Origin of the sequence: Corynebacterium sp. TAE3-ERU30 (genome assembly GCF_019209925.1) — a bacterium.
Taxonomy (GTDB): Bacteria; Actinomycetota; Actinomycetes; order Mycobacteriales; family Mycobacteriaceae; genus Corynebacterium; species Corynebacterium megadyptis.
On the sequence record NZ_JAHUTO010000003.1, the window covers coordinates 102,265 to 124,764 of the forward strand.

The window sequence follows — 22,500 nt, forward strand, 5'->3', positions numbered from 1 at the left end:
GCGAGCCCCATGCCGCAGCCGGATACGCGGTGGTGAAGGCGGGCTATGCAGCGATTCCGGCGCGCCTCGGCGTAGCCCCGAGTGAGGGAGCCACCCCCAGCTATTTCCCCCATATAGGGGCAAGCTCGGAGGACTTATATACTCAATTCTATGACTATCGCACATATTGATTCTGGTTTCCGCCCTCCCGCAGGCGGTTTCAAGCCTGCACCCGTCAACCCCGTGGCGAACGAGTTTGATAATCCCGAATCGACCGGCAAGCCCAAGCCCTACGCTGCGGGCATTCCCGGTGTTGCGCACGCTATGCAGCACGCAGTACCGAACCGCGGGTTGCTGCCGCTGCTCACCATGAACAAGCCTGGCGGCGTGGACTGTCCCGGCTGTGCGTGGCCCGAGCCGCCGCAGCACGAGCTGGGCATTGTGGAATTCTGCGAAAACGGCGCCAAGGCTATCGCAGAAGAGACCACCCCGAACCGCGCCGATCGTGATTTCTGGGCCTCCGTCTCTGTGCCCGAGATGCGCGAAAAGACCGATTATTGGTTGGGCAAGCGCGGCCGCATTACCGAGCCGCTGCTCTACGATCGCTCCAGCGGCGATGAGCACTACCGCCCGATCTCCTGGGAGGATGCCTTCTCCCTCATTGCGGACAAGCTGAGCACCATTCACCCCGATGAGGCCGTGTTCTATACCTCCGGCCGCGCCTCGAATGAGTCGGCGTACATGATTCAGCTGCTGGCCCGCCGCTTCGGCACCAATAACCTGCCCGACTGCGCCAATATGTGCCACGACTCCACCGGTGCCGCCCTCGGCGAAACTCTCGGCCTGGGCAAGGGCTCCGTGGTGATTGAAGACTTCTCCCGCACCGACCTGATTATCTCGGTGGGACAGAACCCGGGCACCAACCACCCGCGTGCCCTCGGCTCCTTCTCCAAGTGCAAGGAAAACGGCGGTAAGATCCTCGCGATTAACCCCATGCCGGAGACCGGCCTCCGGGGCTTCCGCGATCCCCAGGAGCCCACTGCTCTGGTGGGCAAGCCCGCCAAGCTGGCCGATGAGTTCCTGCAGGTGCGCCTCGATGGCGACCGCGCCTTCTTCCAGGCCCTCAACAAGGAACTGATCCGTCGCGACGCCCTCGATCATAAGTTCCTCGATCACTTCTGCTCCGGTGTGGAGGAGACGATCGAGCACCTCAACTCCCTCGACGATGCCGAGCTGCTGCGCGGCTGCGGGTTGAGCATGGCGGATATCAAGAAGGCCGCCGACATGGTGGAGGAAGCCCGTACCGTGGTGCTTACCTGGACCCTCGGCGTGACCCAGCACGAGAACGCCGTGTACACCATCCGCGAGATGGTGAACTTCCTGCTGCTGACCGGCAATATCGGCAAGCCGGGTGCCGGCACCGCGCCGCTGCGCGGCCACTCCAATGTGCAGGGCGACCGCACCATGGGCGTGTGGGAGAAGATCAAGGAGCCCTTCCGCCTCGCCCTCGAAGAGCGCTTCGGTTTCGACTGCCCCGCCGAGGACGGCCTGGGCACCGTGCCCTCGCTGCAGGCGATGCGCAGTGGCAAAACCAAGTTCTTCCTCTCTCTCGGCGGCAACCTGGTGCGCGTGGCTTCGGACACCTCGGTGGTGGAGCAGGCCATGGCCTCCAATGAGCTGACCGTGCACTTGTCCACCAAGCCCAATGGCTCCCACGCCTGGCCGGGCGAGAAGTCCCTCATCCTGCCGGTTCTGGCCCGCACCGATGTGGATAACAAGCCCTCCGGCCCGCAGAAGGTCACCGTGGAAGACTCCGCCGGTGCCGTGCACGCCTCTGAGGGGCACCGCACCGCCAACCACGATCTCTCGCTGCGCAGCGAAATCGAGATCCTGGGCACCATCGGCAAGATGGTGTGCGGCGACGAGTGGTGGCAGCCGATGATCGACGACTACTCGGTGATCCGCGACCACATCGCGGCCACCATCCCGGGCTTCGAGGACTACAACAAGCGCATCGAAAACCCAGGCGGGTTCATGCTGCCTAATGGTCCGCGCCAGCGCGAGTTCAACACCCACGACGGCAAGGCCCACCTCACCGTCAACGAGACCAATGTGATCGACCTGCGTGAGGGCGAGCTGCTGATGAACACCGTCCGCTCGCACGATCAATACAACTCCACCATCTATGGCCTGGACGATCGCTACCGCGGCATCAAGAATGGCCGCCGCGTGGTGTTCATGAACCCCGAGGACGCCCGCGAGCGCGGGGTCCGCGATGGCGACCTAGTGGATCTGGTCTCCCGCTACTCCGATAGCGAGCGCCGCGCCCCGAACTTCCGCATCGTGGAGTTCCCCGTGGCCAAGGACTGCGTGACCACCTACTTCCCCGAGGCGAATGTGCTGGTGCCGCTGGATTCCCACGCCCACATCTCCCACACCCCGGTGTCCAAGTCCTGCCGCGTGTTCATCGAGCCGCTGGGAAGGAATGTCAATGACTAATTCCTCCCCCGCTAAGGGCAAGAAGGACGACCCGGAGAAGATGGCGGCCATGCAGCGCTGGCTCGATCAGGTGTGCTCCGAGCTGGGCGTGGATCGCGCCCTGGCCAGCGATAACACCGATCAGCTCCTGGGGCTTACTGGGCGTATCGCCCACGGCCCCAGCCGCCCCGGCGCGCCGCTGAGCTGTTTCCTGCTCGGCCTCGCCGTGGGGGCGGACACCGCCGGAGACAGCAGCGAGCTGGATCCCGAGCAGGTGCGCGCTGCGGTACGGGAGCGCGCCGAACGGCTCATCGGGTTGATCGAGGACTAAACCAGTCCGTAGTAGTGGGCAGGAGCGCAGCGTCGATAAGCGCCCTGCCCACTACCTGACAAGGTGGAAAGCACAGCTGTGGGCAGAATCATTGATAATCCCCGCATCACTCGGGTGGTGCTGCGCGACGATGAGATCTTTATGAACGAGCGTAGCGATGCGGTGGCGGTAGAAGAACCCCTCGAGCTGCGCGTCGGCGGGACCACCTACACCACCACCATGCGCACCGCCGGCAACGATATCGAGTGGATGCACGGCTTTCTCTACAGCGAAGGGCTCATTAGCAGCGCGGAGGATGTGAAGGAAGCCCGCTACTGCGCTGGGGCCACCGGAGAAGACGGCGCCAACACCTATAACGTGCTGGAGTGCTCCTTAAGCAGCGTGCTGCCGCTGCGGCCCCGGCTGGGCACCATGACCAGCGCCTGCGGGGTGTGCGGCACCAACTCCATTCAGGAGATCACCCGCGCCGCCCGCTATCCCATCACCCCCATCGCCCCGCACCCCCGGCTTATCGCCGCGCTGCCGGAGGCGCTGCGCACCGAGCAAAAAGCCTTTGAGAAAACCGGGGGCATTCATGCCGCCGGGCTCTTCGCCCCCGATGGCACGCCGCTGTTTATCCGCGAGGACGTGGGCCGGCACAATGCCTGCGACAAGGTGATCGGGGCGGCGCTGCTGGCCGGCATGGAGTTTCCCCTCGCCGGGCACATCATGGTGATGAGTTCGCGCGCCTCCTTCGAGCTGGTACAAAAAACCGTGCTGGCTGGGTGCTCGGGACTGGTCGCCGTATCGGCCGCCACCAGTCTGGCAGTGGACCTCGCCCGCGCCACCGGGCTGCTGCTCGTGGGGTTTGACCGGGGCGATCGCTTCAACCTCTACTCCGGCGAGCTGGCCGCGGTGAACACAGAGAGCTAGCTGCTGACTCTGCTCTCGCTCCGCGCGCCGCAGGGCGGGCACATCACACCCTGATCAGTTCCTGATCCCCTGCCGCCGCGATTCATCCCGCACACCCCTACCCCCGCTGCCCTCGTTGCTGGGCGCGGGGCACTACTCTATGTCATGGACGCTGGCACCGAGCGACGGCCGTATGGGATCTGCGTATAAGGCTGTACGCTGCTGCAAGGCGACCGCCGCGAGCGGCCGGCCCACCCAGCACGGTGCCACCCACAAGGACGCTGCCCGCGGCTCTCTACCTCCGCCCTGCTTGTGTTTTCGGTCCTTCCAGGATCGCTAGGGCGCAGCACGCAGCGCCTCGGCGCTGCCGGCAACGCGATCGTGTCGTTGTGCCAGCGAGGCCTCGCGTCCACGAGGCGGCAGCCACCGCAGGGCCTCACGCCACCGCAGGGCCTCACGCCGCCGCAAGGTCTCACGGCGCCGCAGGGCCTGTGCACACCAGCGGGCCCCGCGCCGCGCACGGGCAGGAAGCAGCACGCCCGTCCGGCCACAGCGTGAGATGAATGGGAAGGCACATGTCCTCGCCCCGCCACCGCGGCGGGGCCACCCGCGCCGCAGCAGTGCCGCGCGGAGAGAAGACACTGCCCGATAGTGCTTCATTATTGAATAAAGGAGAAGAAACGATGATTCGCCGCTCACTTGAAATCGCCATGGCCTTCATTGGCGTGCTGGTGGGAGCCAGTTTCGCCTCGGGCCGCGAGGCGCTGCAATACTATGTGGCCTTCGGTAACTGGGGCATCTTGGGGGCTGTTTTGGCTTCCTTGGCGATGATGATTGCCGGTGTCACCATTTTGCAGCTGGGCAGTTATCACCGCGCGAAGGAGCACACCAACGTCTTCGACGCGATCTCTGGCCCGGTCACCTCCAAGATCTTGGATGGTGCCACCATGATCACCCTGTTTTGTATCGGCTTCGCCATGTTCGCTGGCGCCGGCGCGAATCTCGAGCAGCAATTCGGCTGGCCGGTGTGGGTGGGCGCGATATCGATGCTCATTCTGGTGCTGCTCACAGGATTATTGGACGTGGATAAGGTGACCATCGTCATCGGCGCCATCACCCCTTTCATCATCGTGTTGATCAGTACCGCCACCCTGTGGACGATTTTCCACTCCAACCCGGACTTCTCGACGCTGCACGAGCAGGCCACCCAGATCCCCACCACGCTGCCCAATTGGTGGATTTCCGCGCTCAATAACCTGGGCCTGCAGGTGATCGTGGTGGTGTCGATGGCCATCGTGATCGGCGGTAACTTCCTCGATTCCCGCGAGGTGGGTATCGGCGGCATCGTGGGCGGTTTCGTGTTCCTCTTCCTGCTGGCGGTGCTGGTGGGTTCGATGTACATGTCCGTGGACACCGTCATGGAAACGGACATGCCTACCCTGGCGATGATCAATGACATCCACCCGACGCTGGGCTTCATCATGACCTTCGCCATCTACGGCATGATCTACAACACGGCGATCAGTATGTTCTACGCCTTCGCCAAACGCGTGACCAAGAACAAGCCGCAGAACTTCTACAAGGCCTATTGCATTGCCGTGCTCATCGGTTTCGTGCTCAGCTTCATCGGCTTCTCCAACCTGATCGGCTGGATTTACCCGATTCTGGGCTATATGGGCATCCTCATCATGATCATCATCGGCTGGGCCTGGTGGAAGCACCGCGGCGAGCTCGAGTCGGAGACGGAGCTGCGCCGCCGCGCCCGCGAGCTGCTGGGCAAGCGGGTCACCTCCGATGAGAAGCTCACCCGCACCGAGGCCCGGGAGCTGCGCTCGATCGCCTATAACTCCAATATTCCGGAAAAGGAGTTCATCTCCGAGATCCTCACCGAGGTGGACATCGATTCCGATTCGGATGAGGCGGAGCAGATTATCGCCTCCAATACCCCGACTACGCCCTCCTCATAGCGTCTCTCCCCGCCTCGGCGGGGATTTTTTCGCTTATCGACGCCATCCCGCAGCCACTGCATCCCGCTAGGCTAGAGGACATGAAAAATATTGTGATTACCGGTGCCAGTGATGGGGTGGGGGCGGCCACCGCCCGCCAGCTCGTGGAGCGTGGCCACCGGGTGCTGATCGTGGGCCGCAACGAGGAGAAAACAATCCGGCTGGCCACCCAGCTGGACTGCACCTACTTTTTGGCGGATTATCTTGAGCTCGACCAGGTGCGCCGTCTCGCCGCGGATATTGCCGGCCACTGGGACAGCATCGATGTGCTCATGAACAATGCGGGTGGCATGTTCCAGCACTATGGGCTCAGCGCCGATGGCTATGAGCGCACCTATCAGCTCAATCACCTCGCCCCCTTCCTGCTCACCAATCTCTTAGTGCCGCAGCTCGCGGCCGGGGAAGGACGGGTGGTGGGCACCTCCTCTATCGCCGCGCTCGTGGGCAAGGTGGATTTCTCTAACCTCATGCACACAGAAGACTACTCGTGGCGTAAGGCCTATCCAGATTCCAAGCTGGCCACCACCTTGTTCTGCGCCGAGATCAACAACCGCTTAGGCGATCGCGGCATCACTGGGCTGTCGCTCCACCCCGGTGTGGTGTCTACCTCCTTTGCCCGCGACGCCAGCAATCTCATGGGGGCGTTCTATAACAGTCGCCTCGCACCCAAGGTGATGGATACCCCGGAGACCTCGGCCACGCGCATGGTGTATCTCGCAGAAACACCCTTCGGCGAGGGCGTAGAGCCTGGTGGCTACTATGTGCGCAATCGCCGCTTCCCGCTGCCGCCGAAGGGCCGAGATAGCCGGACCGCCGCCCGGCTGTGGGAGGATTCCGCCAAGAAGGTCGGGATGAACTAGCGCGTTTTAGCGCAGGCGCAGCAGCCGCGAGATATGGCGGCGGTTGCGCGCCACCCAGCGATACACGATCCCCGCCCCAGGCAGCAGACACGCAAGCCCGAGGGTGCGGACACCGAGGCTGCGCCCGTGCTGGCGCAGGGCCATGCCAATAGCGGCGTTCCCGCGATAGAGCCGCAAGCCGGTGGTGTAGAGGGCGTGGTCGGTGATTTCCGCGCGCACGACACGTGCCAGTCCCTCATCGCTGGGGCTGGCCGGCTCCACCGCGACCTGCGGGGCCAGCTGGGCGAGCTTGAGCGCGCAGGCTTGGCAAAAACCGCAGTCGCCGTCATAATAAAAAACCGGTTGTGCTCGCATTGGTATCTCCTACTGATCCTTTATTTGCACCCACGTGACGACAGCACCGAACTGACGTATCTCTCCGCCCGCGGTGCGCACCCGCAACGGGGCACCGGGGCTGCACTCGAGCACCTGCTCCCAGCGATAGCTGCGCGTTGAGCTCGTGCGCCGCCCGCGGCGAAACTCCACCAGCTCGCGGCCCAGCTGCAGCCGCACATCATCCTCCACATCGATGCACCAATAGCCCTCACCGCGCTCACTGCGGTGCAGGCCCTCGGGGCTGCGCTCGATGTCTGCGAGGCGCTCAATACGCTCAATCACACCCAAGCGGTGGCTCACGCCTTCGGTGTCGAGCAGCACGAGTGGCATGGATACCTCGGCGCGGCGCACCTCGGAGAGCGTCCACACCGATGGCCGCAGCGGGGTGCGCGGGGTGGTGTCGGCGTGTCCCGGGCCGGCAGCGGAGCGTCGAGAAGCGCGCCCGGAGCTCTGCCGTTGCCAGCTGACTACCGTGTTGCCACGCAGGCTAAGCAGCCGCGGGTGGTCGGCGAAGCGCAGCACAAAGCGATCGGTGGCCGCGAGCTCCGAGGGCAGCGCGGACAGGCGCGAGCCGCGTACCGCCCGCAGCGCCTGCACCACTTCCTCATCGGTGCTCGTGGCGCTGACACCATGGGTGTTTAAGCCCAGCAGCAGGTGGGCGAAAGGCATCTCCGGCTGGGCCTCCCAGGTACGGCGCAGCTCTTCGAGGATGATCGGGATACGCGTGGGATCGCGGTCCACGTCCCCCTCCTTTCGCTCCCCGCGGCGTCGGAGCTCACTACCCCGAGACGGCACCGCTGGTCTGGACACGAGCATAGCCCCGACGCGATACGGAGTCCGTGCCGGGGCGGGCGGCAAGCGAGAGCACCCTAGGTACCCCCTACCTTAGATGTTCTCTATTATCAGCTAGAGAAATAATGGGTGCACCCTTGACATCGCTGGGGTTATCCCTCGACGCTCACCGAGCCATCGTCATGGACGTGCACTGTCGCGGCGGCGGCCCGGGCAAGGTTGAGGCGTTGCCAGGACCCGGCGGCGGACTGATCGTCCAGCGGGGCGCCGGCAGCAGCGGCGGTCTGGCGCAGCACCTCGGCGCGCTGCTGCCAGGTGAGCTCGGGGAATATGGAGCTCAGCAGTACCGGTGCGGCCGCGGGAACGATCATTGGGGCCGTGGTGGTGGCCACGGGTGCGAAACCATAGTCGAGGCGCTCAGTATAGGTATCTACCATCGCCGCGCTGGGGGCGAGGTCCGCAGCGCATGCGGAGAGGCTGGACTGGCAGCGCCACTCCAGCTCCGCCCGCAATTCCGCGGCGGCCGCATCGAGGGCTGCGCGCATGCGTGGATCATTGAGCCGGTCTGCGGCCGCGGCCGTGCCGGTGATGCGCCCGCCGATCACGTCGAGGGGATAGTGCACCCCGAGCACCACGCGGTGATAGCCGGATTCGGCACCGCGGGCGATGAGCTGCGGGGCAAATTCGGGCAGCATATAGGCCAGCAGAGTAGTGGTCCACGTGGCCTGGTTGGTGTGCCCCGAGGGGAAGGATTTACTGTCTTTATAGAGGTTCTCGCCCTCGGGGTTGTAGCGGTTGATCCGCTCGGGAGCCACTTTAAAGGGGCGGTCATAGCCGAAGGCTGCCTTCTCGGCGAAGGTGGAGCTAGCGGGGCCGCCGGCGCGCGCCAGCCAGCCGCGCCCGAGGAGCATCTCCGTTTTGGGTAGCCGGCCCGCCGCGAGTGCCTCGCGCACATGCTGGGCAAGCGTCGGCCCGAGCGCGTCCGTGACCACCGGCAGCAGTCCTCTTTTGTCGGCGAGCGCCCCTTCTTGGGCGGCGGCGATGAGCTCGGGGTCATCGGCGGCGGCGTTATTGATGGCGATGGTGCGCGCGAGGTTGTCCTGCATCACCTCGGGGTGGTTGCGCTCGAGATCCCAGAATCCCGCGACTGGCTGCAGGTACACCCCACCGGGATAGGAGCTGATATCGGAGATATATCCCACGTAGTCGCTGGCCGCGAAAGGCTGCGGGCTCGGCTCTGCTACCTCCGCCTGAGCGAGCGGGGCGGCAATCATCATGACACTTCCGAGGGCGGCGGCGAGGCTAAGGACACGACCTCGACGAGGATTGACCATGAGTGTTTTTCTCCTTAGAACATTTCAGTGTGGCCGCGCCGCCCACACGGGGGCGCGGAGGTATGTGCTGGTGCTCTCGCCTAGGCGAGGGCGTGGGGATGGGGCTGGGCCCCTGGGTTGCCCGCATAGGTGCGGTAGCTCATCTCCACCCAGAGCGGTGCGTCCGGCTCGAGCACGCTATCGCCTAGGACCCAGTCGGCGTGGGCATAGTCCGGGGTGATCTCTACGGCCATATAGCCGTGCCGGGAGAAGTCGATGTGCTTAAACCAGGGATTAATCGCGGTGAGCGTGGTTTCCCCGGCGCGCATCATGTTTTTCACTACCTCGTGCTGCGGGAGCTTCTGACTCACTGTGTCATAGGCGCCGGCCGCGCTGATGGAGGTGGTGACGAATTCCGTCGCCGCCGCTCGGCGGTTGCCATCGCGGTAGCCTTGGGGATCGAGCGGCACATCATTGGCCCAGCTGCTGTGGATGTCTCCGGTAAGAAAGACCACGTTGCGGCCGCCCGCGCCGACGATGCTATCGACAAGGCGCTGTCGCTCCGCCATGAAGCCGTCCCATTGGTCAGTATTGAGCGCCACGCCCTCTTCGGGCAGCCCCACCTGTTTTTGCAGGAAAGAGCGCAGCAGGGGATCGAGCCCGGTGGGCAGCGTCATGGGGGCGATCATCACCTCATTGCCCACCACCTGCCAGCGGGCGGTGGAATTGGCCAGCTGCTCGCTAAACCACTCGAACTGCTCTCGTCCCAGCATGGAGCGTTCGGAATCATTCGCGTGGGCCCAGAAGAGAGGGTCGCTGCGATCCTTATTGTCTCCAGAGTGCACGAGCGCGGCGTCGCGAAAGGTGCGCAGGTCCGGAACGATGAGGTCGAAAAGGCTGCCATAGGAGAAACTGCGGTAGATCGTCTCGCGGCCGTCGTGGGTGCGCACCGGCATCCACTCGTAATAGGCCTGCATGCCGTTGCGGCGCAGCTGCTGATACTCCTCGCCGAACTCCGGTGCGCCGCCGCCCTGGCCATCCTTATAGGCATTATCGGCGAACTCGTGATCGTCCCAGATGCAGATCATGGGCAGCCGAGCGTGCACGGCCGCGAGATCGGGGTCCTTTTTATAGTGCCCCTGCCGAATGCGGAAATCCTGCAGGCTGGTGGTGCGGTGCGGCGGCTGTACGCGGCGCACCACGGTATCGAAGGCGCCGGTGTAGCCGCCGGTTTCATACTCATAGGTGTAGTCACCTAAATGCAGCACAAATTCGAGGTCAGTGCGCTCGGCGATGTGCCGGTAGCCGCGGAAATAGCCGGCCTCGTAGTTGGAGCAGGAACACACCGCGAAGCGCACGGGATCCATCGCCCCTGCTGCGGGCGCTGTGCGGGTGCGGCCGATGGGAGAATGTGCCTCACGGTAGGCGAAACGATAGTAGTACTCGGTGGCTGGGTGTAGACCAGAGACGTCGACCGAGATGGTGTGGTCTCGCTCCGCGCTGGTATGGGCCACGCCGGTGGCGACGATGTGGCGAAAAGCCTCATCGCTGGCCACCTCCCAGGACACCTCGGCGGCAGGCCCTAGCCCTGAGCCAGGCAGGGACTCGGCGGTGGGGGTCAGCCGCGTCCAGATGATGACCGCATGGGGCAGCGGATCACCGGAGGCGACTGAGTGCTGAAAATAGCCCTCGGGTGGGGCGGGTTCGCTCGCAACAGCGCGGCTGCGGGGCGCCACCGCGGCAAGGCCCGTGGCGGAGGTTAATGCGAGAAAGTGTCGGCGTTTCACTCGGCTGAGGCTAACAGGACAATTCCCCAACTGAGCTGGGTTTTCACCGTATTCTCTTATGCTCCTCCAAGGTTTTACGCCGCGTTAACCTTCCTTAAACTCACCGTTACGCAGCGGGGGTGAATTCCGGCTAGCGCCGCCACTGCCCCACCGGCCAGGGCTGCGCTTGTTCTTGCAGCTCCGCCAGGGTCACGCTCAGGCGCGGGATGCTCAGCTCCGCTACTGAATCCGCGCGCACCGCCTGGCGCCGCACGCTGTGGTCATGCAGATGCAGCGTCACCACCTCGCCCAAGCCCCATTCCGCCGCGGGGGCCCACGCCTCCTCGGAGCCGTTGATGAGCACCAGGGCGGCGTGCTCGCCGAAGGCGCCGCGAACCACATAGGCCAGACGCTCCTCGCCGCAGTGCAGCACCGTGGTGCGGGCCGCGATCTGGGCATAGTCGCTTTCTCGTAGCCAGGAGTGCTCGCGCCGCAACCGCAGCATATCTCGCACAACATGCCCCATATTCGGGAAGCCAGCGGCGCGGTCATAGTCGAAGACGTTGATCGTATCCGGGGATTTATAGGAGTTCTCCACCCCGTGCTTGGTGCGGCAGAATTCCTGCCCGGCATGCAGGAACATCACCCCGCGGGAGAGCAGCTGAATCTCGGTGGCGAGGGCATGCCGCCGGGCCGGATCACTGACCCCGGTGGCCAGGAGTTTGTCATACATGGTGAGGTTGTCGTGCGCCTCGTTGTACACCACCGATTGGGCCGCGCTGAGATACGTGCGGGTGGTGCGGGCACCCAGGTGGGCGTCGATAAGCGTCTGTCCCCCGCCGCCACCGGAGATGAATCCACGAGAGTCCGCGTGAAACACCCCGCCTTTGATCACATCGCGGAAGGTGTCATTGAACATCGCCACCCGCGGCAGCAGCCGCGCGTTATTTTGATTCGCGCCGAGCGACTCGGGCGGATGATTGCCCATCTCCCAGCCCTCCCCCAGCAGCACGATGCCGGGATCGATCGCATCCAGTGCGGCGCGCACCGCCCTGATGGTGGCGACATCGTGCAGCCCCATCAGATCCAGCCGGAAACCGTCGACGCCATAGGTGCTGGCCCAATAGCACAAGGAATCCACAATATAGCGGCGCATCATGGATCGCTCCGAGGCCGTCTCATTGCCGCAGAAGGACCCATCGCTCAGCTGCCCCTCGGCGTCCGTGCGGAAGAAGTAGCCGGGAACCGTGCGCTGCAAAGGATGCTGTGTCGCATCGTAGACGTGGTTGTACACCACATCCATCACTACCCGCAGGCCACGGGCGTGCAGGGCGTCCACGAGTGCACGGAATTCGCCTATCCTGGCCGCGGGGTCAGTGGGATCGGTGGAATAACTGCCCTCGGGGACGTTATAGTGCGCCGGATCATAGCCCCAGTTGTATTGGGCATTGAAACCGAGGTCCGCAGTTTCATCGACGGTAGCGAAATCGCTCACCGGCAGGAGCTGAACATGCGTCACCCCCAGCGAGCAGAGATAATCCAGGCCCGAAGGATAACCCGCCGCGGTGCGGGTGCCTTCCTCTGTCAGGCCCAAGAACTTTCCCTTGTGGGTGATGCCGTTATCCGCGCCGATCGTGAGATCCCGAATATGTGCTTCGTAGATCACCGCATCCTCGAGCGCCCCGAAGGAGGGAGCCCGCTGCACCGCAGGCAGCAGATGGGCCGGATCCAGCACGACACCGCGCACCCCATTGGCCGTGACCGCGGTGGCATAGGGATCCACCGCGGTGGTGCTGTAATCGGCGAACTCCAGCACATAGTGGTAGTCCCAGCCCCACACATCGCTATCTACCCGGCAGTGCCAGCTACCGTGCGCACCGCGCTTCAGGGCATAGACTGCCGGCTCGGCCGCGGCCACACGCGCAGCCGAGGACGCACCCGCAGCCGGGCTGCGGCGCGGCTGCTGCGGCGGCGCCAGCTGCAGACTCACCGAACGCGCGGTCGGTGCCCAGAGATAAAAATCCGCCCCCGCGTGCGGATCATGCCGGTCACACACCACCCCCAAGGGGCCGGAGTAATAGGGATAGCGCTGCGAGTGCGCGCCAGGGTGGGCGAGTGAGCGGGCGGGCAGATCCTCGTCGGACACGGTGGCGGTGGTCCCCTTCCTTGCATCGCTTAACGACGCGAGCTTCCCCGCGCACGTAGGCACAGTGTGTATGCTACCGCCGCATCGATAGCGATTAATCATCGCATCCCCGTTGGCGGCGGATCGTTAAGCTGAAGGTATGACGTATCAAAGGACCAAAGATATTCCCGCCATCGGGCTGTCCACGGGAGCCCTGAGTATCACTGCCGGTGTGCTCTTTTTAGCGATTATGGCCCTCAAGGAGGGTTACTCGGATGGCTCGGCGGTGCTCTGTGTGCTCTGCGGGCTGGCGATGGTTATTCACGCCGCGCTGGTCCCCACCTTCCCGCCGCTCGCCCGTTTCTCGCTTTTTGTCGCAGCGGGCATCACCATCGTGGCCACCGAACGCATCTACGACGTCTGGATAGGCATACTGGTAGCCGCCTTGGCCTGCGGCGGCTCGCTGCTCGGCACGTGGGCGGAGCTCTGGGGGCCAGGAGCCACCCGCAGCACAGGACGGCGAGCTCCCCGCGGCGGGCTGCTGCACCCCTCCCCCACGCCTGCGCCACCCATCGCCTATTTCCTCATGATGGGCTACGTCGCGCTCGCCGCCTTGGGCATGCTCGCTTTCACCCTTCCCATCACAATCCTGCTGCTCGTTCTCGGGGCCGGATTCGTGGCCGCGGTGTGCTATTACCGCTGGAACTTCACCCAGCGCGTGGCACTGAGCATCGCGGCGCTCGGCACCATCAGCACCTGGATTGGCGCACTGCTTATCATCAGCAAAAACGTGGTGGGCGCGATCTATATCTGGCCCATCCTGGCCCTGCCCGTCTCTCTCATCGCCATGGCGCTGGTCTTTAATACCCGCCCCCAGCCACAGCCATAACGACGATAGACATAGAGAAAACCCGCCCCTTCCCCGGAACGGATCCGGAAAGAAGGGGCGGGTTTCTAATCTTGAGACAGATGCCCAGCGCTGCCTAGCGACTACTCACTAGCCGGCGCCGAGCGATGAACGCCTTAGGGGCGCTGCATCTTGCCATCCTTGTCCTTGAACGGGAAGCCCAGGTGGCGCAGCAGGGCGCGGCCTTCCTCGTTGTTGGTGGCGGTGGTGACCACGGTGATGTCCATACCGCGCGGACGGTCGATCTTGTCCACGTCGATCTCGTAGAACATGGACTGCTCGGTGAGACCGAAGGTGTAGTTGCCGTGACCATCGAACTGCTGGTCAGACAGACCACGGAAGTCACGAATACGCGGCAGAGCCACGGTCAGCAGACGATCCAGGAACTCCCACATGCGGTCGCCACGCAGGGTGACGCGGGCGCCGATGGGCATGCCCTCACGCAGCTTGAAGTTCGCGATGGACTTCTTGGCGCGACGGATCTGCGGCTTCTGGCCGGTGATAGCGGTGAGGTCCTCGAGAGCACCGTTGATCATCTTGGAGTCGCGGGCGGCGTCGCCCACACCCATGTTGACCACGATCTTGGTCAGGCCGGGGATCTCCATGACGTTGGAGTGGTTGAACTCCTCAGCCAGCTTCTGCTTGATGTCCTCGCGGTAACGGGTCTTCAGACGCGGGGTGTAGTTCTCCATTGTTAGATGTCCTTCCCGTTGCGCTTGGAGATACGAACCTTCTTGCCGTTCTCGTCGAAGCGGTAGCCAACGCGGGTCGGGTTGCCATCGGAGTCGAGCACCATCACGTTGGACACGTGGATGGGGGCCTCCTGGGTGACAATTCCGCCGGACTCAGCACCAGCTTCGGGTGCGGAGTTGACGACGTGCTTCTTGATGCGGTTGACGCCCTCGACGAGGACCTTGTTCCGCTTCGGGAAAGCCTGAATGACCTTGCCCTTAGCGCCCTTATCCGGACCAGAGATCACGATGACGTTATCGCCCTTATGGATCTTCATAGTCTTAGATCACCTCCGGAGCGAGAGAAACAATCTTCATGAACTTCTTGTCGCGCAGCTCACGAGCAACGGGGCCGAAGATGCGGGTACCGCGGGGCTCGTTGTCGTTCTTGATGATCACTGCAGCGTTCTCATCGAACTTGATGTACGAGCCGTCCGGGCGACGGGTCTCCTTCTTGGCACGAACGATGACAGCCTTGACGATCTCGCCAGACTTCACGTTGCCATTCGGAGCAGCTTCCTTGACGGTGGCGACAATGACGTCGCCGATTCCTGCGAAGCGTCGGGTGGAACCGCCGAGCACACGGATGCAGAGAATCTCTCGTGCACCAGAGTTGTCGGCGACCTTCAGACGCGATTCTTGTTGAATCACAGTGGGTCTCTCCTGACCTGGATATAACGCGTGTCAGATTTCCGTCCTGTACACGCACGGTCTATGTCTTTCTGCGTACAACCACTACTACCCGCCCTAGCGAGCGGGGAACGACCATCCGGCTCGGAACGCACCGAATGTATGCCGTCGCGTGACGGTTGCAACCCGAATATTCAACCACATGCCCACCGTGTGCACCAAATTTTTCTTGCCACACGCAGATGCTTGTCGACGCCCACTCGCAGCCACCCCACCCGCACCCGCGGGGCTTACACTGCAGGGCGGGTTAAGCGCGGCGAGCCCGCTGATGCTGCGGCTCGGGATCCACCAGGTAGCCGCGCAGACTGCGGGCCAGCTCCTCCTGCCAAGTCGATAGCCCCTCGAGGGCGTTATCGGCGAGCGTGGAGGTGACGGCAACATGGCGCACCATGCCGTAGCTCACCAGCGCCAATACCCGCGGATCACGGGCAGAGATGCACGGCACATCGGAGGCGGCGCCGCGCCCACCAATGCCGAGGCGAACCTCATCGGCGGTTTGGATGCGTTGGATGATCTTCTCCAGCAGGGCGACAATGCGCAGCTGGCCACTGCCGAGGCGCTCAATAGTGAAGGTATAGGCGTGGGAGTAGTCCGCACGCAGCACCGCCTCCAGCAGCTCACTGGCGGAGGCCTGCTCAGCGGAGGCCACAAGCGCGGCGATGAGATCCTCCACGGTCTCCGGGGCCGGATTGAGTGCGGAGACCACACTCAACAGCTCCTCGGTGAGCAGTGTGGTGGTCAGATCCGACAGGGCCTTATAGCGGGCGTAGAGAGTGGGCCGAGAAATGCCGGCCCGGCGCGCCACACCAGACATTGTGGTGCGTTCGAGACCCTCCTCGAGCACACTCTGGCGCGCAGCATCCAAGATTGCAGCGTCAATATCGCCAGTCCCTGTCGGCATAAAACGTCGCCTTTCTTCTCTACGCACTCACGGGGACACGTCACAACGCGTCACCAGAAACTGTAAGGCTAGCCGTGCTGCGCTGGACAGATTGTTGAACATGCAGCATTTTTCCTGCGTATAGCCCTTCAGCATGGAACTCCCGCTCCAAAAAACAACAATAGCGCAGATTAGAGCGACCTATTCTCAATGGGGACCACAAAACTTTTCACCACTATTCAGGGTGGTGCATATTATAAACTGCGAAGGGGTGTACATTAGAGCCTCGATTCGTATTACAGGGGCCTGAGTTGTGTAACCCCATCGAGGCGTTCACACCCCCTCTCAGATGCGCACAGAGGCCCCAGGGTGGCGTCGATAAGCGTGCCCCGCCCACGCGCTCAGGAGGGGGTTCCATTCTTAACGAAAATACTTACACTGAAGAAGTATGAGTACCTCACCGAATACCTTGAATGGCAAGACTGCACTCGTTAGTGGCGGCACCCTCGGCATTGGGGCGGGAATCGCCCGCGCCCTCGCCGCCCAAGGCGCCCACGTGATCGTCACCGGCCTGACCGAGGAGGAGTGCGCCGCCTCCGAGTTTGAGGCACATGTCCTCGATGTGCGCGACGCCGCGGCCTGCACCCAGCTCCTCGAGAGCTTCGACAGCCTGGACATCCTGGCCAGCAATGCCGGCATCTATCCACAATCCTCCATTGCGGAGATGAGCGATGAGGACATTGACCTCATCTTCGACGTCAACGTCAAAGGCACCATCCACATGGTGCAGGCCGCTACCCCGCTGCTCGCGGCCTCCGGTGCGGGGCGCGTGGTGATTACCTCCTCGATCACGGGTAACTACACCGGCTATCCGCTGTGGTCCCACTATGGCGCCACCAAGGCCGCCCAGATGGGCTTTGTGCGTAGCGCCGCCATCGAGCTGGCACCGCAGTCCATCACCGTCAACGCCGTGCTTCCCGGCAATATTCTCACCCCGGGCCTGAAGGAGATGGGCGAGAAGTACATCGCGGACATGGAAGCCACCGTGCCGCTGGGATTCCTCGGCACCCCCGAGGACATCGGCCACACCGTCGCCTTCCTCGCCAGCGATGCCGCCCGCTATATCACCGGCCAGGGCATTGTGGTCGATGGCGGCCAGATCCTGCCTGAATCGCCCGATTTCTAAAAACACCAACACCGCCCCGCTGCCGAATATCCAGCGGGGCGGTGCTGTGTGTTGAGGGGCTGTGGGGGCGGCGGTTTAACGGCTCAAGGTGAGCAGCTGCATGCCCCAGCCGGCCGGCTGGACCGCATCGACTCGCCACCCCGCGTCTGTGGCCACGGCCGTCATCTCCTCTTGGGTGGGAACGCAGCCTCCGCTCTCGCAGAGCCGCTGCAAATCGTTTTCGCATGCTTCCGCATGGATTCTGTGCGTGACCATGAGCTCCTCCACGATCCAACACGTGGAGATTCCTGCCGCCGCGATGCGCTCCAGCAGCTCCCCGAGCTGCTCGATCGGACCCTGCGCGCAGGGAGTAATGACCATCGCGCTATCCCCCTGCCATGTCGCAGCACGGGTGATGCCTGCCTGCTCGGGCTCGCCCTGCCCAGCCTGAGCGCGCTGGTCCAGCTCGCGCTCATCGCCGACAACGACCGTGACGGCCACGCCCGTGCGGCTCGCGATCTCGGCGGCATAGACCTCTGCATCGGGACCGCCGATACTGAGCGTGCGCTGCGGAGAGATCGCGGCCGCCACGGCGGGCGCTGTCCACGGCGCGGTGGAGCTATCCAGCGGATGACGCTGGGCGCCGGCGGCTGCGGGAGATGCACCGCGAGACTGTCCACCGCGCAACGCCTCCCCCAGTCCCATAACTTCAGGCTTAAAGTCCTTGACCAGGAGATAACTCATAATTTCATAATCCACCACCTCTGCAAGCTCGGGACTCAGAGCGAAGCGCCCATCCTGCTCGATAATAAGGCCGGTAGTGGACAGATAACGGAGCAAGCGCTGTGCGGCATGCGCATCAAGTTCGCAGCCGGACTCAGTGATCTGCGCTGGGGTAGCACCATCTGTGAGTTCGCACAGCCGCGCCAGCACACCCGAACGGAGGGCGGCCTGCGCTGCAAAGATGGGAAGAAGATTGCTCATTCCCAAAAGCTTTTCTCGTATAGCCATGAGCGTGTTGAGCGGCGTGCCATCCTCGGCCACGGTGGATGTGTGCTCCCGCCAATAGCCGACAATCTCGGTGTTCTCTCGCCCCACGCCCAGCTCCTTCGCGAGGCCGCGAATCTGCTTCAGAGCACCGGCTTCCCCGGCCGCCCACACAAAGCCTTCGCCTTCAGGCAGGCTATCTCGCAGGCTAAGAGCCAGATCCGCGAAGGACTCCCCTTCCGCAACCACGGCCCAGTGGATGTCTGCATCGGCATCGCTCGGAAGCGTCATAATGTCCGAGCGTTCAGCAACCTCAATCACCGCAATCACTCGATGCCCCTGCGGCAGCTCTTCAAGGCACCGGGAGATAGCCGGCAGCGCGGTGTGATCGCCGCAGAGGAGAAGCCAGTCCGTGTGTGTCGGCAGCGCGGCACATCTCTTCGGGCCCACCACATATACTTTGTCGCCAATAGTCGCCTTGGCACTAAAAGCCTCAGCGAGACCATCGTGGTGGCGGGCGAAATCGATATCAACGGTGCCCGCCCCTTTATCGAATCGGCGCACGGTATATGTGCGGAAGAGGTTCTTTACTTCTTCCGTCCAATCAAGGGCTCCATTACCCAGTGGCGGCGGATAGGGACGATCGCCGGTGACAGGGTGGGGAAAGACCAATCGGACGTCATCATCAAAACCCGTACTGATGAATTCCGGATTATCTACGCCATACCCGGCAAAGGCCTGGAGCTGCTCACCAGCGAGAGTGATGCGCCGGAGATTGGGCGTAATATCACGAACCTGCACCACCTCGAGGTCGCGCAGGGTAATGGGAAATATATCTTGTTGTCTATGTGTCCGAGCCATAAAAACCCTTTCTCACATTTATATATAGATAGCTTTGGATATATCCGCGAGGAGCCCCGCGAATGTCCGCACGGCCATCTAAGAACGAGCGCTACTGAACTGTTCCACCATGCTATCGACATTTCACGAGCCTGAACAGACCCCTTTCCCCATCTAGGCGCCACTCTCAGATTTCTAATGAGAAACCCTGTGATACTTCTAGACATTCACAAATAGACGTCCATTAATTTCACCGGATACTGCACAGGCTCTATAGACATAGCGACTCAGTCGACCAAGGCGGTCCGCTGGGCAGGGAGCGCCGGCCATACTGGTTGCGAGCGCGAGAATGACCCACCACACGAGGCGTAGCTCGCCCGCCTCAGCACCCATAGCCCATCAGCAAAAAGACTCTTATCCTTTGACTAGCCTACCCTTAGCTCATTAAGGTATCCCTACGCTAATATTTTCGCTTAGTGTGGCTCTACCTAAGGATCATGTGTATGCGACTGCGACGACTCGCGGGACTCGGCTTCCTGGGGCTCCTGCTCCTCGCCAGTGTGGTGACGAGCCTGTTTTTCGGCGCCCGCACGATCCCCTTCGCAGCCGTTAGCGATTCCCTCCAGGCATGGCTCGGAGGAAGGGGCGTTCCTTCAGGAGTGGATCCCATCGATGCTCAAGTTATTCGTGAACTACGGGCTCCCCGCACCCTCTTAGGTATAGCCGTAGGCCTCGCGCTCGGCGCCGCTGGCGCCATCATCCAAGGGCTTACCCGCAATCCGCTCGCCGACCCCGGAATTCTTGGTATCTCACCGGGAGCGTCTCTCGCCGTAGTCCTCAGCTTCGCGGTGCTAGGACCTCAGTCCATCTATGCAACCGCTGGATGGGCTTTTGTGGGCGCCGGACTGGCCACGCTCGCTATTTTCACGGTGGCGGCGCTCGGCGGTGGGCGCATCAACCCCCTCACGCTCATCTTGGGTGGCGCCGCGTTATCCGCAGTGCTGAACTCCATCACCGGTTCCATGGTGCTTTTCAGCGACGCTCACCTTAATGTGCTGCGGCTCTGGACAGTAGGCTCCATCGCCGGGCGGAGCATGGATTTTGTGACCACCGCGGCGCCCATTCTGGTGCTTCTGGCCTTTGCCGCCAGCGCTATCGGCCCCACCCTCAACCTGCTGAACTTGGGCGATGACGCCGCTCGAGCACTCGGAGCTAATCCGGAGCGGTCCCGCGCTATCGGCATGGTACTCATCGCCCTGCTTGCCGGCGTAGCTACATCAGTTGCCGGACCTATAGGTTTCGCAGCGCTCATCGTTCCGCACATTGCACGGACCATCACGGGTCCCGACTATCGCTGGATCATCCCCTATTCCGCGCTCTGTGGTGCCGTTTTGCTCCTCAGCGCGGATGTAGTCGGGCGAGTAATCGCCCGGCCGGGAGAACTGGAAGTCGGTATCGTTCTCGCTTTTGTCGGGGCGCCCTTCTTCATCGCCATCATGGCTAGAAAGAAGGTGTCACGACTATGACAAGCATCAGTATCTGGCCGATGCGCGTTCGGTGGCGGCCGTGGGTGTTCCTCATGTCGCTCGTACTCACGGTGGTTACCGTCCTTCTCGTGGCTATCTCCATCGGAGAAGGGGATTATTCCCTGTCACCGTGGCGCGTCCTTCAGCTTCTCAGCGGCGCCCCTGGCCGAGAGATTGAGCAGGCTGTGGTGTTTGGCTGGCGCCTACCCCGAGCCCTCACAGGAGTAGCAGCGGGAGCTGCCCTTGGTATCGCTGGCGCGATCTTCCAGAACGTCACGCGCAATCCCCTAGCTAGTCCCGATATCCTAGGAATCACTTCGGGCGCATCTGCCGCCGCTGTCACTGTCATCACCCTGGGATCCAGTAGCTCGAATGCCCTGGTTATGTGGCTCGCTGAGGCAGGTATTCCCCTGGCCGCGTTGTGTGGCGCTGTGATCACTGCTCTCGCAATGTGGATGTTGGCATGGAAGCGCGGCATCGATACCTACCGCTTGGTGCTCTATGGCATTGTGATCTCCGCCCTGCTCCACGCCTATATTCGTCTCCTCTTGGTGCGGGCGCATATTCGCGATGCCGCCACCGCACAACTATGGCTGTCGGGATCCATCGCTAACGCCAGCTGGCAACGCAGCCTCCCTCTCTTCGTGCTCATCATCGTTATTGTCCCTGCACTGGCATGGGCGACATTCACCTTGTCGGCCTTAGCCTTGGGTGACACCACGGCTATGGCTCTCGGCCTACGTTTAGGTCCCGCTCACGCCGGCCTTCTCGGTCTTGCGGTAGCGCTGACCGCTGTGGCGGTATCTGCTGCCGGCCCGATTGGCTTTATCGCCTTCGTCGCACCACAAGTGGCCTTAAGACTGAGTAGACGCCCCACCCCGCCGCTCTACGCCTCGGCGGCTACCGGATCCGCATTACTTCTTCTCGCAGACATCATCACCCGCTTGTTGCCCAGGGAACTGCCGGTGGGGCTGGTGACCTCCACGATTGGCGGCATCTTCCTCATCTATATCCTCATCCACCAAAGCCGAAAGGTTGGCCTATGACTCGCCTTATCGCGCGCGCCCTTCATGCATCCTATGGACGCACCGACGTGCTCAAGGGCGTCGATCTCAGCATTGGCTCCGGCATAACCACCATCATCGGCCCTAATGGCTGCGGCAAATCGACACTGTTGAAAGCACTCTCGCGCCTCATCCCCTCCACCGGCGCGATCGAGCTCGACGGCAAAGACCTGCGGACGCTGCCGCGCAAAACCCTCGCCCGCACCATTGCTGTGTTACCGCAATCTCCTATTGCCCCGGAAGGCGTGGTCGTCTCCGATTTGGTGGCGCGCGGGCGCCATCCGCACCAGTCATGGATACGCCAATGGTCCGATGATGATGCCGAGCATGTGGATAAAGCTCTCGAGCTCACGCACTGCGTAGAGCTGGCTGATCGTCGCTTGGATTCGCTATCGGGTGGGCAACGGCAGCGCGTATGGATTTCCATGGTGCTCGCCCAAGAAACATCCATGATTTTCCTCGACGAACCAACCACCTACCTCGATCTCACCCATTCGATCGACGTTCTCAATTTGGTGGCTCGCCTGCGCGATGCGGGCACAACCATCGTGATGGTGCTGCATGATCTTAACCTCGCGGCTCGTTACTCAGACCATCTCATCGTGGTGAACGACGGAGAGATACGGGCTGCCGGCCCACCGGGGGAGATCGTGACCCCCGCGATGGTGAAAGATGTCTTCAATCTCGATGCGCTCGTGATTGATGATCCCGCCACCGGCAGTCCCCTCGTTGTTCCCGACGCACCGCGCTGGTGAACAGACCACCTCCCCTCAACCTAGTCCTTGGAAAGGACC

20 protein-coding genes are annotated in these 22,500 nt (G+C 62.8%); 10 read left to right on the forward strand and 10 right to left on the reverse strand.

The window, feature by feature from the left end; genetic code table 11:
- The first annotated feature begins 150 nt into the window (after window positions 1–150).
- The 5 genes from KR227_RS06520 to KR227_RS06540 all read left to right on the forward strand — a co-directional run bounded on the left by KR227_RS06520 (window position 151) and on the right by KR227_RS06540 (window position 6,545).
- On the forward strand, window positions 151–2,478 hold the full coding sequence (locus KR227_RS06520; RefSeq protein WP_218364495.1) for an FdhF/YdeP family oxidoreductase: 2,328 nt from the start codon (window positions 151–153) through the stop codon (window positions 2,476–2,478).
- Window positions 2,471–2,788 (forward strand): DUF6457 domain-containing protein, encoded by a 318-nt coding sequence (locus tag KR227_RS06525; protein WP_255549173.1) that lies wholly within the window; start codon window positions 2,471–2,473, stop codon window positions 2,786–2,788. Before KR227_RS06520 ends, KR227_RS06525 begins: the two co-directional genes overlap by 8 nt.
- Before the next feature lie 78 nt (window positions 2,789–2,866).
- Complete coding sequence (gene fdhD, locus KR227_RS06530) at window positions 2,867–3,700, forward strand: formate dehydrogenase accessory sulfurtransferase FdhD (RefSeq protein ID WP_218364499.1); 834 nt, start codon at window positions 2,867–2,869, stop codon at window positions 3,698–3,700.
- 554 nt (window positions 3,701–4,254) lie between these two features.
- The gene (locus KR227_RS06535) at window positions 4,255–5,646 is read left to right on the forward strand and encodes a hypothetical protein (protein ID WP_255549174.1); all 1,392 of its coding nucleotides are present in this window, start codon (window positions 4,255–4,257) and stop codon (window positions 5,644–5,646) included.
- Window positions 5,647–5,726: 80 nt separating this feature from the next.
- Window positions 5,727–6,545, forward strand: a complete 819-nt coding sequence (locus KR227_RS06540; RefSeq protein ID WP_218364501.1) for an SDR family NAD(P)-dependent oxidoreductase — start codon at window positions 5,727–5,729, stop codon at window positions 6,543–6,545.
- A 6-nt stretch (window positions 6,546–6,551) separates the two neighbouring features.
- Here the strand turns inward: KR227_RS06540 and KR227_RS06545 are convergent, their stop codons facing one another.
- The 5 genes from KR227_RS06545 to pulA form a co-directional block, all read right to left on the reverse strand.
- Entirely contained in the window at window positions 6,552–6,899 is a 348-nt protein-coding gene (locus tag KR227_RS06545) for a DCC1-like thiol-disulfide oxidoreductase family protein (protein ID WP_218364503.1), read from the reverse strand.
- A 9-nt stretch (window positions 6,900–6,908) separates the two neighbouring features.
- Window positions 6,909–7,661, reverse strand: coding sequence for a hypothetical protein (locus KR227_RS06550; protein ID WP_218364505.1), 753 nt, complete (start codon window positions 7,659–7,661; stop codon window positions 6,909–6,911).
- Between the two features lie 203 nt (window positions 7,662–7,864).
- Entirely contained in the window at window positions 7,865–9,046 is a 1,182-nt protein-coding gene (locus KR227_RS06555; protein ID WP_370625194.1) for a phosphatase PAP2 family protein, read from the reverse strand.
- 80 nt (window positions 9,047–9,126) lie between these two features.
- Window positions 9,127–10,812 (reverse strand): alkaline phosphatase D family protein, encoded by a 1,686-nt coding sequence (locus KR227_RS06560; protein ID WP_218364507.1) that lies wholly within the window; start codon window positions 10,810–10,812, stop codon window positions 9,127–9,129.
- A 130-nt stretch (window positions 10,813–10,942) separates the two neighbouring features.
- Window positions 10,943–12,937: a type I pullulanase gene (gene pulA / locus KR227_RS06565; RefSeq protein ID WP_218364508.1), complete on the reverse strand. Its 1,995-nt coding sequence runs from the start codon at window positions 12,935–12,937 to the stop codon at window positions 10,943–10,945.
- A gap of 139 nt (window positions 12,938–13,076) precedes the next feature.
- Between pulA and KR227_RS06570 the strand changes: the two genes are divergently transcribed.
- Window positions 13,077–13,805 carry a hypothetical protein gene (locus KR227_RS06570; RefSeq protein WP_218364509.1) on the forward strand — a complete coding sequence of 243 codons (729 nt, stop codon included), beginning with the start codon at window positions 13,077–13,079 and terminating at the stop codon, window positions 13,803–13,805.
- A gap of 134 nt (window positions 13,806–13,939) precedes the next feature.
- Here KR227_RS06570 and rplE read toward each other — a convergent pair whose 3' ends face one another.
- The 4 genes from rplE to KR227_RS06590 form a co-directional block, all read right to left on the reverse strand.
- A complete protein-coding gene (gene rplE / locus KR227_RS06575) occupies window positions 13,940–14,515 on the reverse strand; it encodes a 50S ribosomal protein L5 (protein WP_151528944.1) in 576 nt (191 codons plus the stop codon).
- A gap of 2 nt (window positions 14,516–14,517) precedes the next feature.
- Complete coding sequence (gene rplX / locus KR227_RS06580; protein WP_151528945.1) at window positions 14,518–14,832, reverse strand: 50S ribosomal protein L24; 315 nt, start codon at window positions 14,830–14,832, stop codon at window positions 14,518–14,520.
- Between the two features lie 4 nt (window positions 14,833–14,836).
- On the reverse strand, window positions 14,837–15,205 hold the full coding sequence (gene rplN / locus KR227_RS06585; RefSeq protein ID WP_151528946.1) for a 50S ribosomal protein L14: 369 nt from the start codon (window positions 15,203–15,205) through the stop codon (window positions 14,837–14,839).
- Window positions 15,206–15,491: 286 nt separating this feature from the next.
- Window positions 15,492–16,145 (reverse strand): TetR/AcrR family transcriptional regulator, encoded by a 654-nt coding sequence (locus KR227_RS06590; protein WP_218364510.1) that lies wholly within the window; start codon window positions 16,143–16,145, stop codon window positions 15,492–15,494.
- Between the two features lie 427 nt (window positions 16,146–16,572).
- Here KR227_RS06590 and fabG point away from each other — a divergent pair, with 427 nt between their 5' ends.
- A complete protein-coding gene (gene fabG, locus KR227_RS06595) occupies window positions 16,573–17,310 on the forward strand; it encodes a 3-oxoacyl-ACP reductase FabG (RefSeq protein WP_218364512.1) in 738 nt (245 codons plus the stop codon).
- A gap of 75 nt (window positions 17,311–17,385) precedes the next feature.
- Here the strand turns inward: fabG and KR227_RS06600 are convergent, their stop codons facing one another.
- Window positions 17,386–19,137: a siderophore-interacting protein gene (locus tag KR227_RS06600; protein WP_218364514.1), complete on the reverse strand. Its 1,752-nt coding sequence runs from the start codon at window positions 19,135–19,137 to the stop codon at window positions 17,386–17,388.
- A gap of 476 nt (window positions 19,138–19,613) precedes the next feature.
- On the opposite strand from KR227_RS06600, the gene KR227_RS06605 reads away from it, so the two are divergent.
- Genes KR227_RS06605 through KR227_RS06615 form a run of 3 tightly spaced genes read left to right on the forward strand, consistent with a single transcriptional unit; the run spans window position 19,614 to window position 22,461 of the window.
- Window positions 19,614–20,642 (forward strand): iron ABC transporter permease, encoded by a 1,029-nt coding sequence (locus KR227_RS06605; RefSeq protein WP_218364516.1) that lies wholly within the window; start codon window positions 19,614–19,616, stop codon window positions 20,640–20,642.
- A complete protein-coding gene (locus KR227_RS06610; RefSeq protein WP_218364518.1) occupies window positions 20,639–21,688 on the forward strand; it encodes an iron chelate uptake ABC transporter family permease subunit in 1,050 nt (349 codons plus the stop codon). Before KR227_RS06605 ends, KR227_RS06610 begins: the two co-directional genes overlap by 4 nt.
- Window positions 21,685–22,461 (forward strand): ABC transporter ATP-binding protein, encoded by a 777-nt coding sequence (locus KR227_RS06615; RefSeq protein ID WP_218364520.1) that lies wholly within the window; start codon window positions 21,685–21,687, stop codon window positions 22,459–22,461. Before KR227_RS06610 ends, KR227_RS06615 begins: the two co-directional genes overlap by 4 nt.
- Window positions 22,462–22,500: the final 39 nt, after the last annotated feature.